Raw genomic sequence first — 14539 nt, 5'->3', positions numbered from 1 at the left:
GTCCGTATGAAACAACCTGAAAATGCGCTCGAGGTTCCGGATCGTTAGTCGACGAGTTCGTCGGCGACGAAGTTGGCGTCCATCAGCTGTGGATCGACGGCCAGATCGAGTTGGCCTTTGATGAACTCCGGAATCGTGTCCCGCGCGTAGACGACGGTCCGCAACTCGTCGTTGAGATCATAGACGATCGGGATCGTCGTCGCCTCACCGACGTCCGTCAGGACGTACAGCTCCGCCTCGAGGATGCCGGCCTCCTCGAGGGTGGGCCGCGAGAGGACGCCCGTGATGCGGGCGACAGTCGCGCCCGCTTCCTCGAGGGCTTCGGCGATGCCGTCTTCGTCCGGGCCGGCGACGATGACGTCCGTGCTCATTCGTACTCGATCGTTGCGGGCGGTTTGTGGGTCACGTCGTAGACGACGCGGGCGACGTTCTCGTGGCCGCCGGTGATTCGAGACTGGATGCGCTGGAGCGTCTCCCAGTCGATCTCCTGTGCGCGCGCGGTCATGCCGTCTCGCGATTCGACGGAGCGAACGGAGACGACCCAGCCGTGGACACGGTTGTCGCCTTTGACCCCCGTCGCCTTGCCGATTACGGCGGCGAGTGCTTGCCATGGCTCGTACTCCTCGAGTTCCTCCTCGACGACGTGGCAGGCGTGGCGGGCGACCTCGAGTTTCTCCTCGGTTACTTCGCCGATGACGCGTACGGCGAGGCCGGGGCCGGGGAACGGCATCCGCTCGGCGACGATCTCGTCGAGTCCGAGGTGGCGGGCGACCTCGCGGACTTCGTCCTTGTAGAGATCACGAACGGGTTCGACGATGCCCTCGAAGTCGACGACGTCCGGCAGGCCACCGACGTTGTGGTGAGACTTGATGCCGCCTTCGCTCTCGATCCGGTCGGGATAGATCGTCCCCTGGACGAGGTAGTCGGCGTCGGCGTCTTTCGCTTCGCGCTCGAACTCGCGGATGAACTGTTCGCCGATAACCTCGCGTTTCTCTTCGGGATCGGTGACGCCAGCGAGGGCCTCGAGGAACCGCTCTTTGGCGTCGACGATCCGCAGCGACTCCATGTAATCGAACGTCTCGCGAATCTGCTCAGTCTCGCCTTTCCGCATCAGGCCGGTGTCGACGTAGACCGGGGTGAGCTGGTCGCCGATGGACTCGTAGGCCAGCGCGGCGGCGACTGAGGAGTCGACACCGCCCGAGAGGGCGATGACGGCGTTTGCGTCGCCGATTTCGTCTTCGATCTCTGCAACTGCGTCCGGAACGAATGTTTCAGTGTCTACCATCAGTGGGTTACCTCGGTTTCGGTGTCGGTGTCAGCGTCTGCGGATTTCTGCTCAGCGTCGGCGCCGGTCGCGCGCTCGAGGACGGCCTCGACGAGGCCGACGAACGGCGGGCTCGGCTGGCCGGGTCGGGACGTGTACTCGGGGTGGAACTGCGTCCCGAGGAAGAAGGGGTGATCCTCGTGCTCTAAGATCTCCATTCGGTTGCCCGCCGTGCCCGAGAACGTCAGCGGTTCGTCGTCGAACTGATCGAAGTACTCGGGGTTGACCTCGTAGCGGTGGCGGTGGCGCTCGGTACAGGACGTATCGTCATAGAGGTCGTAGGCCAGCGTCTCGGGTTCGATGACGGTCGTGTGCTCGCCCAGGCGCATCGTGCCGCCCATGTCTTCGACCTCGTACTGCTCGGGCAGGATGTCGATAACCGGGTGCGGGGTGTCCTCGACCATCTCGGCCGAGTGGGCATCCTCGAGTCCGAGCACGTGGCGGGCGTACTCGACGACGGCCATCTGGAAGCCAAGACAGAGGCCGAGGAACGGCACGTCGTTCTCGCGGGCGTAGCGGACGGCTTCGATCTTGCCCTCGGAGCCGCGCATCCCGAAGCCGCCGGGGACGATGACACCGTCGACGTCCTCGAGTTGGCCGTCGTGGCCGTCGGCCATCTCGTCGGCCGACACCCAGTGGACGTTCACGTCAGCGCCGAGTTCGAAGCCGGCGTGTTTGAGCGACTCGTGGATCGACATATACGCGTCCTCTAAGTCGTACTTGCCGACCAGCGCGACGTCGACCGCCTCGTCTTTCTCAGTCGTGACGATGTCGCGCCACTCGTTGGCTCGCTCACCCGGTGGGAGCGCCTCGTCGTCGAGGTCGAAGTGCTCGAGCACGTACTGATCTAAGCCTTCCTCCTCGACCATCAGCGGGACGTGATAGACGTCCTCGACGTCGGGGTTCGAGAACACCGCCTCGGTGGGGATGTCACAGAACAGCGCGATCTTCTCTTTAGTCTCGGGGTCGAGTCGGTCCTCACACCGGCCGACGATGATGTCGGGCTGGAGGCCGATCGAGCGGACTTCCTTGACGCTGTGCTGGGTCGGCTTGGTCTTCTGTTCGCCGTTTTTCGAGTACGGGACGAGGGTGACGTGCGTAAAGAGGACGTTCTCCTCGGGTTCCTCGTGGGCGAACTGGCGAAGCGCCTCGAGGTAGGGCATCCCCTCGATGTCGCCGACCGTGCCACCGACTTCGATGATACAGACGTCGGTGCCTTCGGCGGCCTCCCGAATGCGGCGTTTGATGTCGTCGGTGATGTGTGGGATGATCTGGACCGTCTTCCCGAGATAGTCGCCCGCACGCTCTTTCTCGATGACGTGCTGGTAGGTTTTCCCGGTGGTGATGTTGTGGTCCGAGGTCATGTCGATATCGAGGAACCGTTCGTAGTTCCCCAGATCGAGGTCGACCTCTCCGCCGTCTTCTAAGACGTAGACCTCGCCGTGCTGGTAGGGATTCATCGTCCCTGCGTCCACGTTGAGGTACGGATCAATCTTGACTGCGGTGACGTCGAACCCGGCGTTTTTCAGGAGTCTGCCGGTGCTTGCGGCTGTAATCCCTTTTCCCAGTCCCGACATCACACCGCCGGTGACGAAGATGAACTTGCTCCCCAGATCGGGGTCATAATGAGTGTCCGATTCCGTCGGCATACCGAGTGTCCGTGTGAACGGTTGAAAACGATTTCGGGACCGGTCCGTCACCGGCAATCGCTGTCATTCTCGCGTGTGACAGGTCCAGAATCTGGATGGCCGGATCGTGTTCCAACTCCCTGCGTCTAAAGCGGGGCACTCGAGGCCGTGTTTCCGAACGGCTAGACCGAACACCAGCGAAAGCCGGGTTGCGTCGACTGTGACGTCTCCTGATTCGGACTACGGCTCCTCGTCCATGGTCGACTTGCCGTGAGACTCGTCTGCCTCGGGGGCTTTCCCCTCGGCTTCCGTCGCCTGTGGATCCTCGTCCTGGACTTCGACGATCTCCGTCTGCGCGAAGTGTTCGATGCCGCCGCCCATCCGGAGCTGGATCGTCTTCCCGGGAAGGTCTGGGTCGTCCTCGTCGGTGGGCTCTTTCGGCACGGACACCGCAGTGACGCCCTCGACCGTGACGGAGCGCCGCTGGATCGGATCACCCTCGTGTTCGACGGTGTCCCACGTCTCGACGCTGAGTTCATCCATCTCCGTGCCGAAGTAGTCCTCCGCGTCCGGATTGACCGTGTCTTCGGTCTGGGACTCGCCGGTCGTCCGGTTGTCGTCGAACTGGACCTCCTCGTGTTTGTACTGCCGAAGGTGTACGAGCATACCGGATTCCACCAGCATCACACACGTAATCGTTTCAGTGGGAGACTCAACCAGTTTATACCTGCCCGGCGTCTCGGCATCGACTTCTCGCAGCACAACGATGCACAGGCATGGACTCGAGGCGCGGCGGCCGTCGTTTCGGGCCGATCACGCGCGGCTGACCCGGACCTATTTGTTGTCACATCTACAACCAGTATGGTACTGTGACGTCTCACGATCCCCGCTCGGTTTCGGCCCCCAGCATTCCCGCCCCTGATCTCGGCTTCAAGGCTGGCTTCGGGTTCTACCTCGGGGTGATCGTCGCCGGTCTCACCGCGATCGCTGGCGTCGTCGTGGACGCAACGACGGCGACGGTCCTCGCCACCGCACCGAGTACGCTGACGGCCGTTCTCCTGTTCGTCTTCATCTTCGGTCATCGGCTGCGTGGCCTCCCCGAACGAATCGGTCAGTCTCGCCGTCGACGGCTCGCGTGTTATCTCCCCGCGGCCGCGTTCGCAGCCGTGGTCGTCCTCCCGGCGGTGTCCACACTCAAGTCCACGACCCGACTCAGCGTGCTCGTGATCGCGAGCAGTCTGCTCAGTGGGGCCGTCGCCGTCGGCGTTTCACGGATGGCCAGAAACCGGTACGTCGCCGCCGTGACACCCGACGAGCCGGTCGTCTCCTGGGCGTGGCACGACCCCCGCTACGGAGCGAACGAGTGGGTATCCCTTGCGATGGCGGTCGGTCTCGTCCTCGCCGGCGTCGGGAGCATCGCAGCCGGCAACTGGATTGGCCTCCTCTGGGCGGGCTACGGGAGCGTCGTGCTCCTCGCGAACCGATTTGACTGGGGTGACGACTGGGTCGATTTCGACGCGAGCGAGCGCTGGAGCGTCCCGGAGATCCACGCCCACGCGGCCGGCGTCGTCCTCGAGCGCACCTGCAAGCGAACGCTCGTGCCGTGGGCTTCGATTACCGGCATCGAACTCACCGACGACGAACTCGTCCTCGAGCGTCGGTGGCTCGACATTCGCTGTGACCGGTCGGCGATCGACGACCCCGAGGCCGTCCTCGAGGGTCTCGAACGCGCACGCGGGCGACGAAGACAGGGGCCGTCGGTCGACGCTCGAGTCGCGCCGGTAGATAAGACGAAGTAGTGGCCGTGTGACGGTGGACGCATGACGGATCTTCGTGTCATCGTTGGTGATCGGGAGTTGACAGCGAGCTGGACCGACGACGCTCCGGAGACGAGAGCCGCACTCGAGGCCGCAGTACCCGTCGCCGGCGACGGGATTCGCTGGGGCGGCGAACTGTACTTCGACCTCGCGCTCGACGTCCCGCTCGAGAACGCCAGCGACGTGGTCCCAGAAGGGGCCATTGCGTACTGGCCGGACGGCGACAAACTGTGTCTGTTCTGGGACGAGACGCCAATGAGTCAGGATGGCGAACCACGCGCTGCCGCGCCCGTCACCGTCGTCGCACGACTCGAGGACGTCTCGGCGCTCGAGACGCTCGAAGGTGGTGCACAGGTGCGAGTCGAGCGGATCGAATAAGTGGCGAAAACTGCGGGCGGTGGTGCGATTACTTGCCCCAGAACGGGTCCCGACTGCGCTGTTTGTCCAGATACATGTTCAGCGCCTCGAGTTCGTCGCCGGGAATCTCACTCGCCAGTTCCTGCTCTAAGATCTTCGCGTGTTTCTCGGGGATCTCGGTCCATAGTTCGTCGTCTTCTTCGATCTGGCGGCCGACGGTCGGGCCGTCGATGGCGACGCTCACGCGGTTGCCGGCGCGAGCCTCGTCGACGTCCTCGCCCTGTTCTTGAATCCCTTTAATCTGGCCGACGCGTTCGGGCTCGTTTCCGTCGAACTTGACGACGTTCGTGTTGTTCTGGATCGTCCCCGAGTTCACCTCGACGCCAACGACCGCGGGATCGTTCTGGCGGAAAGTATGGTCGGGCAGAATGCGGAACCGGGCGGGCCGAACGATGTTGTCGAGGATCGTATCCTGCTGGGCGCGCTCGAGTTCCTCGACGTGTTGCTCGTACTCCTCGATCAGTTGGTAGATGACCTCGTCGGTAAACAGCGTCACGTCCTCGATTTCGGCACGCTGTTCGGCGTCGCTGAGTACGTCGACGTTGAATCCGAGGATCGCCCGCTGTTTCGGGTCCTCGGCCGTCGAGGCAACCGAGATATCACGCGGGGCGACGTCGCCGACCTCCGCGCGGACGATCGGCACCTCGGCCTCGTCTAAGGCGTCGGCCATCGCCTCGAGGCTGCCGAGTGTGTCGGCTTTGACGACGACGCCCTGCTCTTCGGTGTCGACCGCGATGTCGGCGAGTTCGGCCTCGACTTCGGCGATGACCTCCTCGAGGTCGCGATCGCGGACGACCCGGACCGGCGCGCCGGCCATCGCGTCCGCGAGGTCGGGCGCGGCGACCTTGATCCCCGACGCAGCCGACACCTCGTCGACTTTCTCGAACCGACTTTCGGTTCGGATCTCGGCGAGCGGCCGGGGTTGGAGCAGCGCCCGAACCTCGGTGACGATTGGCTTGTTCATCCCGCCGACGACGATCGTGTCGTCGGCTCTAATCGTCCCGTCGTAGAGGACGGTGTCGATGGTCGTCCCGAAGCCTTTCTCCTCTTTGACCTCGAGGACGGTGCCGACGCCCGGGCCGGCGACGTCGATTTCCATCTCCTCTTTCATGTAGCGCTGGGAGAGACCCATCATGACCGTCAGCAGGTCGGGGACGCCCTCGCCGGTCATCGCCGAGACGGGGACGACGCCGATGTTGCGCTGGAAGTTCTGGACGCGCCAATAAAGGTCCGCGGAGAAGCCCTCGTCCGAGAGATTGCCGATGATCTCGTAGAGACTTTCATCGAGCCGCTGGCGGACGCGATCGGACTGGGACTCGTAGGTGTCGTTGATCGGGACGTCCTCCTTCGGGTTCCAGCCGGGGACGGTGTCGATCTTGTTCGCCGCGACGATAAACGGCGTCTGGGATCGTTTGAGGATCTCTAAGGCCTCGAGCGTCTGGGGCTGGAAGCCGTCGTTGACGTCGACGACGAGGATCGCGATATCGGCGAGAGCCCCACCCCGGGAGCGAAGCGTCGTAAAGGAGTGGTGACCCGGCGTATCGATGAATAGCAGGCCGGGCAGGTCGAAATCGTCCGGGTCGACGAGGTCGCCCGCGATAGTGGAGATGATATCCAGCGGGACGGCCGTCGCGCCGATGTGCTGGGTAATCGCTCCTGCTTCACCCTCGATGACCGCAGAGCCGCGTATCTTATCGAGGAGACTGGTCTTACCGTGATCGACGTGTCCAAGGACGGCGACGATCGGTGTTCTGAGAGATGTGGGGTCGCGCGTATCCGTATTCGACATGGTGAACCACCCGAGAAGGTCTTATCTAAAGCGTCCGCAGGACGGTAGTTAAACCCATCGTCATCCGCGTTTGTCGACAGACGCGGAAACCGAGCGAAACTGACTGTCCCGACCGGCGACACGCGACCACGAGCTGTCATACGGTCCCCGTGGTTTTTAATACCGATTAGTAAATACGGGTATGCATGAGCGATATACTCGCTGAAAACCTCTCGGGCAAGTCCGTCATGGGTTCCGACGGCGTCGAGCTCGGACTGCTCTACAACATCACGATGGACATCAAATCGGGTAAACTCCACGACCTCGTCATCGACCCTGACGAGCAACTGCCGACCCGATCAGTCGACTTCGACGTCGACGAGGACGGCCGCTTTCGCGTGCCAGTCAACCGTGTCCAAGCGGTGAAAGATTACATTGTCGTCCAGCGCTAACGGTATGTACGTTCTCGACTCCTCGGCGTTTATTCACGACTTTCACACGACAGAACAGACTGCAACCATCCCACTCGTCCGCGAGGAACTCAAAGACGAGAGCGCCTATCGCTACGACGCGATGGAAGGCTCGGGGATGCACATCCACATTCCGAACGGCGACACCACCGAGAAGGTCGAGCGTGCGGCCAAGGAATCCGGTGACCTCGACGTCCTTTCAGACACCGACATTCGACTTATCGCCGCGAGTTTCGAACTAGACGGAACGCTAGTGACCGACGACTACGCGATGCAAAACGTCGCCGAGAAACTCAACGTCGCCGTCGAAGTGATCGCTCGAGAGGGAATCGAAGAACAACGCCACTGGCAGTACCAGTGTCAGGGCTGTGGCCGCGAGTTCGACGAGCAGAAGGATCGGTGTCCGATCTGTGGCTCGGAGCTTGCGCGAAAGAATCCGTCGTAACCGTCGAAACTGCTTTTTGGCCGTTAGAAGTACATCGGGATGAAGATCGCTGCGTTGTAACAGCCGTGGACCAGCGCTGGCACCAGCAGGTTCTCCGTCCGCTCGTAGAGCGTTCCGAGGATCAACGCGAGGACGAACAACAGCGACAAACTCGCCAGAATCTGCCCCGCGCCCGCCGTGGCGTACGCCGAGACGTGAACGAGCGTGAACACGACGCTCCCGACGACGACGGCACCGGGTCGGGAAAACCGTTCGTAGAGCGATTTCTGGATGACATTGCGATAGAGCAGTTCCTCGAACGGGCCGACGAACAGCACCATCGACGGGATGATGATGAGCAACAGATCGGGGTTTTCGGCGACTCGCTGGGTCGTCGTATGCTCGGAGGCCTCGATACCGACGGCGCTCATCAGCGCCGAGACCCCCATATTCGCCCCGAGTATCACGAGGAGGCCACCGACCACCCAGCCGATCGTCCACAGCGTCGGGGCCTTCAGATCGATAAACGAGAGGTCTCGGCCACGAAACGCGAGATAGCCGACCGCGACACCCCCGAGTCCGACGGCAAAGGAGAGGTACTCGACCACGGTTAGCTGTAACTCAGTCGGCTCGCCCGCGAGCAGGCGCACCGGCAGCGACAGCAAGAGAGCGGCGATCGAGATACCGACCAGGCCGACGAACGCGAGCACCAGTATCTCTCCCGTCAGCCCCAGTCGAGCGATCAGTCCGCGACTCGAGAGACCCGCGCGCTCGGCGACGCCGATGCCGACGCTTCCGGCGGCGACGAAAAAGGCACAAAACAGCAACGAGATCGACCAGTCGAGTCCCGGAACGACGACCGAGCCGAGCACCCCCTGGGTGATCACGTATCCCGAGAGGAACACGACGAGGAGACTCGAGCCGGCGGCGATCGAGCCGGCGACGCGTCGCTCGAGGAGCGCGTGCCGACGCGTGACAAATGCGCCGGTGGTGAGCAGCGCCCCGGCCGCGGCGACCAGTAGCGCCGGATCGTCGGCCCCGGATCGAACTGGAATCAACAGTGCAGCGACGGTGATCGCCGAGAGGACAGTGCCGACGGTCGGAACGAACGCGGACGAGCCCGGATCGCCGTCACCGTCGACGACCTGCGCAGTGTCGCTCATACTGTGAGTGTTCGCGTGCGTGTTCATAGGCCCACCGCAACGCAACCGATCGGCCGACGTTCGACTGCTCGTCCGGCATCCAGTCTCGAGCTATCGCTCGAGTTCCGACTACCGCTCGACGCGAAGCGACGTCTTCTCCGCGACAGCTTCGGCTTCCTCGAACTCGCCGCCACCGAGCAGGCCGCGGGTCGCCTTCTTCGCCCACTCGACCGCCGGTTGCTCGAAGGTGTTGACGGCATAGAGTTCGCCCGCGAGCACGCACGCGGCTTCCAGTCCGTACAGCAGGCCGCCCAGTTCGTACTCATCGACGCGCTCGAGTTCGAGCCGGACGTTCGGGCGGCCGGCCGCCGCGAGGCTGGCCTCGGTCGCCTCGAACTCGGCCTCGAGCAACTCACCCAGCGTCGCATCGCCGAGATAGGCGAGATCGTCGACGTCAGTGGCCGGGATCGATCGGTCTGCGGCCTCACCGGGCGAGACGAACGTGACGAGTTTGTCGCGCGGGCCAGCCCGGTAGAGTTGGAGCTGGGAGTGCTGGTCGGTCACGCCGAGGGCGCGCACCGGGGTCTGACCGAGGTCGTCCTTGCCTAAGCTCTCGGCCCACAGCTGCGCGAACCACTCGGCGGCAGTCTCGAGCGACTCCGCGTAGGGCATCATCGCGTTGATGCCGGCCCCGCGCTGATCGAGTGCGTACGTCGTCGCGCCGTAGGCGTAGGCCGGACACTCGAACAGCGACCCCGACAGGGTCTCGGCTTCGGCGGCCGCGCCCTCGAGGAGAGCCTCGAGGTCGTGGCCACAGACTTCCGCGGCGACCATGCCGACCGCCGACAGCGCCGAGAACCGACCCGGAACGCCGTCGGGGACCTTCAGCGAGGGGAGGTCGTGGCGATCCGAGAGGTCACGAAGCGGGCCGGCGTCGCCGGTCGTGACGATCGTGCGCTCGGTCCAGTCGACGCCCGCCGACTCGAAGGCGTCCCGGACGACGAGGAAGTTCGCAAGCGTCTCCGCGGTCGTCCCCGAACGCGAGACCACGTTAATCGCCGTATTCTCGAGGTCGAGTCGGTCGAGGTGGCTCGAGACCCATTCGGGATCGACGTTGTCGAGGTAGACCGCTTCGGTGTCGCTCTCGTCGGCGAGTGCGTTCGTGATCGTCGCCGCGCCGAGTGCGCTGCCGCCGATGCCGACCGTGATGAGCGCATCGGCGTCGGCGACGGGCTCGACGGCCGCGCGGATCGCGTCCGGGTCAGTTCGCTGGGGCAGGTTCAGCGCTTCGTAGCCGTGTTCGTGATTTTTCATTCCCTGCTCGATGCGGTCGTGGGCGTCCGCGACCTGTTCATCCAGTCGTTCGAGCGACGCTCTTGAGACGCCCGGCGAGGCGACCGATGCCAGCGCGTTACCGATATCGACGTTCATACGCGAGCAGGCAACCGCCGGGGCAAAAGGCGTTCCGTCATGCAGTCGGCCACGGTCGGCTCGAAGTCACCCGCAAACCGGATACTCGAGCCGCAAGAAGGAGTTAGTCGGCCGATTCGTCCTCGTCGACGTCGACTTCGATGACGTCGACATCGTCCGCACGGTCGTTGTCGGCTGCCTGACGTGCACGCTCCTCGAGGGCGAGGGCGGCGATTCCGGCGGTGAACAGGCCGATGCCGGCCGCTCGAGTGGCGCGGACGTACCACGGTTTCGGCTCGAGTTCCGAGACATTCTCGAAACTACGCTTCCAGCAGTTCAGCGACAGCGACAGGCTCCGTTTCGGGGCAAGCGCCGTGAGGAGGCCGTACAGCGCACTCGTGCCGTACCAGAGTTTCAGGAGTTTCGAACAGACCATGCGAACTCGTATGCAGCTCGGCGGCATAAGCGCACGTTCGGTCCCCGCCCAGTGGGAACGATCGCGGAGACGTGCCGACCGAAAGCCGAAACCCGGAAACCGACGAGTGCCTTACGACCACCTATGAGCGAGACAACGGGGACGTTCGTCGTCACCCACGCCGAACCCGACTCGGCCGTCGTCCGTGACGTCGAGACTGCACAGGTACACACGCTCGGATCGAACCCCGGCCTCGAGGTTCACGACGTCCTCGAGGCGACCGTCGCACCGGAACCGCCGCTCGAGGTCACGTGGCAGGTTATCGAGGTCGAAAACCGATGCGCGATCGAACTGGTCGACAGCGATCTCGAGCCGACCCAACACGCGAAAGAGCTGGCGGCCGGCGCCGAAGTCGGCGAGTTGATCCAGGAGGAGCGAGCCGGGACCGGCGAGATACACATCTTCCGCGTTCCAGCAGACGACGTCGAGGCGGCCGCCGCAGACGTCCTCGAGGACGACGAGACGATCGCTCGAGCGGCTCGACTCGAAGCCGTCCGCGTCGAGGTTCGTCGGGCGATCGACGACGGCGTGTTGAGCGTGCGCTATCTGCCGGACTGAGCGAGTCATACTGTCGGACAGAAGTCAGTGAGAAGTCGGTCGCGAATTAGCGGCCGCAGTAGCGCGACCGATCTTCGAATAGTTCTGTCCGACAGTATCAGGCCCGGCTTGGGCCGCCCTTGCTCTGGACTCGCCAACTGCCCTCGAGTCCGCACGCGTCCCGTACCTCGTAGTCGATCTCGGTGTCGGCGTCGATTCGGGAGCCACCGTCGACGCGTTCGACGCGCAGGGGGACGTCCAACGTGTTTCCACAGCAGCCGACGCCGACGAATTCCTCCCAGACGTCGCCCGGACGCGCCGCGTCGCGGGTTTTCCGCAAGAAGGCACGAAACGACGGCTTTTCGACCTGAAATCGTCCCCACTCAGAGAGGTCCGCGGGGTACGAGACAACGACTCGCTCAGCGGCCGCACCCGCTGGCGGCTCCGACTGTGAAACCGATCGACCGGCGTGGCGATCTGACTCGGACGTCATACCGACGATAACGAGCGCGATCGGCTTTAGCGCACCGTCGTTTCAGTAACATTCCGGCCGAAACATGCTGTAGAAATTGAGAAGGCTTACTTCGGCCCCCGTCCAGTGGTCCGATACATGGGGTATTTCGACGTACCGGAGATCAATTATACCCGGTACAGTAACCGCCAACTCGCGGCGGTGCCGCTTGCCGTTCTCGCGGTTGCATTGCTCGTCCTCACTGGCTCGTTTCTCGCGACGGGGACGCCAGTCCAGTTGGGGATGGACTTCTCCGGCGGATCGGAACTGACCGTCCAGACGACCTCCTCGGAGGCGGAGATCGCGAACGCCTTCGACGAGGAACCGGAGTCGATTCAGGCGGTTGCCGCACCCGATACGGAGAATCAGTACGTCGTCCAGTTCAGCTCGACCGATAGCTCGGCGCTGCGCGACCAGGCCGAACAGAACCTAGCACAGGACGGTGACGCCGATATCGTCCAGCTCGAGTCGACGATCTCGGAAAGTTTCGGTAGCGAGACCCAACGGACCGCGCTGTTAGGACTCGCCGCCGCGTTTCTCGGCATGAGCGTACTCACGTTCCTGTTCTTTCGGACGTTCGTCCCGTCGATCGCGATCGTCATCTCGGCGTTTTCGGACCTCGTGATCCCGCTCGCGTTCATGACAATCGCCGGGATCTCGCTCTCGCTTGGAACGGTGGCCGCCTTGCTGATGTTAATCGGCTACTCGGTCGACTCGGACATCCTGTTGAACAACCATATCTTACGCCGGAGCGGTGACTTCTACGAGAGTACCAACCGCGCGATGGAAACCGGTGTTACGATGACGGTGACGTCGATGGCAGCGATGCTCGTGATGGGCGTCGCCGCGTGGCTGTTCGGTGTCGAACTGCTGTCATCGATCGGAATCATCCTCTTCGTCGGTCTCGCGGCCGACCTGATGAACACGTACATGCTCAATCTCAGCTTACTTCGCTGGTACAAGTTCCACGGGGTGCGATCGTAATGGGACCGATCAGTTTCGTCAAAGGGCACTGGCGGATCCTCCTGCTGGTGGTCTTCGTCGCTGGCGCACTCGTCGCCCTGTTCGTCCCCGGTGGCATCATGGCCGACGACAGTTACGTCGAGGGCCAGAACGACAATCCGACCAATTTGGAGTACGGACTCGGCCTCGACGGCGGGACGCGGATTAGCGCCCCCGTCGTCGGAATGACCGCTGAGAACATCGACGCCGGCGCGGTCAACGAGGAAGACGGAAGCGTCGATCAACAGCAGCTCAACGAAATCGAACAGACGCTGTACGAGGAACTCGGTCTCGAGACGGGCAACGCTCGCGTCAGCGTCGACGATGAAGGCAACGTCCACGCCGAGATATTCACCGACGAGGTGTCCGAAGATGAGTTTGCCGCGGCGCTCGCGGAAGCAGGCGTCGAGGTCGATCCTGACGACGATATCCGCGACGGCGTGACCGCGGAGACGCGGTCGCAGATCATCCAGACGATCAACTCGAAAATCAACGCGGCCGGTCTCTCCGGCGGTGACGCCTACGAGTCGGCCAGATTCGGCGGCGAATACTACATCGTCACGGAAGTGCCGGATATGGACCCCGACGAACTCCGCGAACTGCTCGCGGAGCGCGGGATCGTCGAAGTGGTCGCCTACTATCCGGACGAGAACGGCACGCAGACCAACGAGACGGTACTGACGGGCGACGACATCGCAACGGTCGATCCGCCGAGTCCGTCGGAGCGCGGTTCGGGATACGAAGTGCCGGTGCAGGTCGATAGTAACGCCGCAGAAGACTACCAGAACCGAATGAACGACCTCGGCTTTACCGGCGAGGGCGTTGGACAGTGTTCGCTCCGCGGTGATGGTGAGACGATCAATTTTGACCACGAAAACGAACAGTACTGTCTGCTCACCGTCGTCGACGGCGAGGTCGTCGACGCCCACAGTATGGGTCCGACGTTGGCCAGCAATATGGCCGACGGAAGCTGGGCGAACGACCCGAGTTTCGTTATGGGCGCACAGACCCAACAGCAAGGGGCAGCGCTCTCGGTGAACCTGCAGGCCGGGGCCCTCCCGGCACCGCTCGACCTCGAGCAAGAGCAGACGCTCTCGCTGTCGCCGGCGCTCGCGGATCAGTTCAAGCTCTACTCGCTGCTGATCGGTGCGCTGTCAGTTGTGACGGTTAGTGGAGTGGTTTTCCTGCGCTACAGCGACGTCAGGGTCGCGACACCGATGATCGTCACCGCGATGGCGGAGGTGGTAATCCTGCTCGGCTTTGCGGCGCTGATACGCATGCCGCTGGATCTCTCACACGTCGCCGGGTTCATCGCGGTCGTCGGGACGGGGGTGGACGACCTCATCATCATCGCCGACGAGGTGATGGACGACGGTGACGTCAGCTCACAGCGGGTGTTCGAATCCCGCTTCCGCAAGGCATTCTGGGTCATCGGCGCGGCCGCCGCGACGACGATCGTCGCGATGTCGCCGCTGGCCGTGTTGAGCCTCGGTGATCTGCGCGGCTTCGCCATCATCACCATCCTGGGCGTCCTGGTCGGCGTGCTCATCACCCGACCGGCCTACGGGGACATCCTCCAGCGGCTGTTGACCGACAAGTAGCGCCGTTCAGCTG

Annotated in this window: 16 protein-coding genes; 7 read left to right on the top strand and 9 right to left on the bottom strand. The window is 63.4% G+C overall.

The genetic code is table 11. The annotated features are described in order from the left end of the window. Positions 1-44 precede the first annotated feature (44 nt). The 4 genes from GCU68_RS09940 to GCU68_RS09925 form a co-directional block, all read right to left on the bottom strand. On the bottom strand, positions 45-371 hold the full coding sequence (locus tag GCU68_RS09940) for a DUF7126 family protein (RefSeq protein WP_152941197.1): 327 nt from the start codon (positions 369-371) through the stop codon (positions 45-47). Beyond that, on the bottom strand, positions 368-1285 hold the full coding sequence (gene guaA / locus GCU68_RS09935) for a glutamine-hydrolyzing GMP synthase (RefSeq protein ID WP_152941195.1): 918 nt from the start codon (positions 1283-1285) through the stop codon (positions 368-370). Before guaA ends, GCU68_RS09940 begins: the two co-directional genes overlap by 4 nt. Continuing rightward, positions 1285-2973, bottom strand: a complete 1689-nt coding sequence (gene pyrG, locus GCU68_RS09930) for a glutamine hydrolyzing CTP synthase (RefSeq protein ID WP_152941193.1) — start codon at positions 2971-2973, stop codon at positions 1285-1287. Before pyrG ends, guaA begins: the two co-directional genes overlap by 1 nt. A gap of 219 nt (positions 2974-3192) precedes the next feature. After that, on the bottom strand, positions 3193-3618 hold the full coding sequence (locus GCU68_RS09925) for a hypothetical protein (protein WP_152941192.1): 426 nt from the start codon (positions 3616-3618) through the stop codon (positions 3193-3195). Between the two features lie 203 nt (positions 3619-3821). Here GCU68_RS09925 and GCU68_RS09920 point away from each other — a divergent pair, with 203 nt between their 5' ends. Both GCU68_RS09920 and GCU68_RS09915 read left to right on the top strand, forming a co-directional pair. Then, positions 3822-4751: a hypothetical protein gene (locus GCU68_RS09920; RefSeq protein WP_152941190.1), complete on the top strand. Its 930-nt coding sequence runs from the start codon at positions 3822-3824 to the stop codon at positions 4749-4751. A gap of 21 nt (positions 4752-4772) precedes the next feature. Next, a complete protein-coding gene (locus GCU68_RS09915; RefSeq protein WP_152941188.1) occupies positions 4773-5147 on the top strand; it encodes a cyclophilin-like family protein in 375 nt (124 codons plus the stop codon). Between the two features lie 28 nt (positions 5148-5175). Here the strand turns inward: GCU68_RS09915 and infB are convergent, their stop codons facing one another. Then, positions 5176-6975 carry a translation initiation factor IF-2 gene (gene infB / locus GCU68_RS09910; RefSeq protein ID WP_152941186.1) on the bottom strand — a complete coding sequence of 600 codons (1800 nt, stop codon included), beginning with the start codon at positions 6973-6975 and terminating at the stop codon, positions 5176-5178. Between the two features lie 185 nt (positions 6976-7160). On the opposite strand from infB, the gene GCU68_RS09905 reads away from it, so the two are divergent. Both GCU68_RS09905 and GCU68_RS09900 read left to right on the top strand, forming a co-directional pair. Continuing rightward, the gene (locus GCU68_RS09905) at positions 7161-7406 is read left to right on the top strand and encodes a PRC-barrel domain-containing protein (protein WP_152941184.1); all 246 of its coding nucleotides are present in this window, start codon (positions 7161-7163) and stop codon (positions 7404-7406) included. A 4-nt stretch (positions 7407-7410) separates the two neighbouring features. Next, the gene (locus tag GCU68_RS09900) at positions 7411-7869 is read left to right on the top strand and encodes an NOB1 family endonuclease (RefSeq protein WP_152941182.1); all 459 of its coding nucleotides are present in this window, start codon (positions 7411-7413) and stop codon (positions 7867-7869) included. A gap of 23 nt (positions 7870-7892) precedes the next feature. Here GCU68_RS09900 and GCU68_RS09895 read toward each other — a convergent pair whose 3' ends face one another. The 3 genes from GCU68_RS09895 to GCU68_RS09885 all read right to left on the bottom strand — a co-directional run bounded on the left by GCU68_RS09895 (position 7893) and on the right by GCU68_RS09885 (position 10836). Next, positions 7893-9011: a CPBP family intramembrane glutamic endopeptidase gene (locus GCU68_RS09895; protein WP_152941180.1), complete on the bottom strand. Its 1119-nt coding sequence runs from the start codon at positions 9009-9011 to the stop codon at positions 7893-7895. 108 nt (positions 9012-9119) lie between these two features. Continuing rightward, positions 9120-10421 carry a glucose-6-phosphate isomerase gene (locus tag GCU68_RS09890; protein WP_152941178.1) on the bottom strand — a complete coding sequence of 434 codons (1302 nt, stop codon included), beginning with the start codon at positions 10419-10421 and terminating at the stop codon, positions 9120-9122. A 103-nt stretch (positions 10422-10524) separates the two neighbouring features. Then, a complete protein-coding gene (locus GCU68_RS09885; protein ID WP_152941176.1) occupies positions 10525-10836 on the bottom strand; it encodes a hypothetical protein in 312 nt (103 codons plus the stop codon). 123 nt (positions 10837-10959) lie between these two features. Here GCU68_RS09885 and GCU68_RS09880 point away from each other — a divergent pair, with 123 nt between their 5' ends. Then, complete coding sequence (locus tag GCU68_RS09880) at positions 10960-11433, top strand: DUF5812 family protein (protein ID WP_152941174.1); 474 nt, start codon at positions 10960-10962, stop codon at positions 11431-11433. Positions 11434-11530: 97 nt separating this feature from the next. On the opposite strand, the gene GCU68_RS09875 is transcribed toward GCU68_RS09880, so the two are convergent. Next, positions 11531-11905: a hypothetical protein gene (locus tag GCU68_RS09875; protein ID WP_152941172.1), complete on the bottom strand. Its 375-nt coding sequence runs from the start codon at positions 11903-11905 to the stop codon at positions 11531-11533. Positions 11906-12022: 117 nt separating this feature from the next. Here GCU68_RS09875 and secF point away from each other — a divergent pair, with 117 nt between their 5' ends. Both secF and GCU68_RS09865 read left to right on the top strand, forming a co-directional pair. Further along, positions 12023-12907: a protein translocase subunit SecF gene (secF, locus tag GCU68_RS09870; RefSeq protein WP_152941170.1), complete on the top strand. Its 885-nt coding sequence runs from the start codon at positions 12023-12025 to the stop codon at positions 12905-12907. Next, the gene (locus GCU68_RS09865) at positions 12907-14526 is read left to right on the top strand and encodes a preprotein translocase subunit SecD (protein WP_152941169.1); all 1620 of its coding nucleotides are present in this window, start codon (positions 12907-12909) and stop codon (positions 14524-14526) included. The genes secF and GCU68_RS09865 overlap by 1 nt, the downstream gene beginning before the upstream one ends. The last annotated feature ends 13 nt before the right edge of the window (positions 14527-14539 follow it).

The organism is Natronorubrum aibiense, assembly GCF_009392895.1.
Classification (GTDB): domain Archaea; phylum Halobacteriota; class Halobacteria; order Halobacteriales; family Natrialbaceae; genus Natronorubrum; species Natronorubrum aibiense.
Note: the sequence above shows the minus strand (reverse complement) of the source record. Positions and strands in the feature narration are given on the sequence as shown.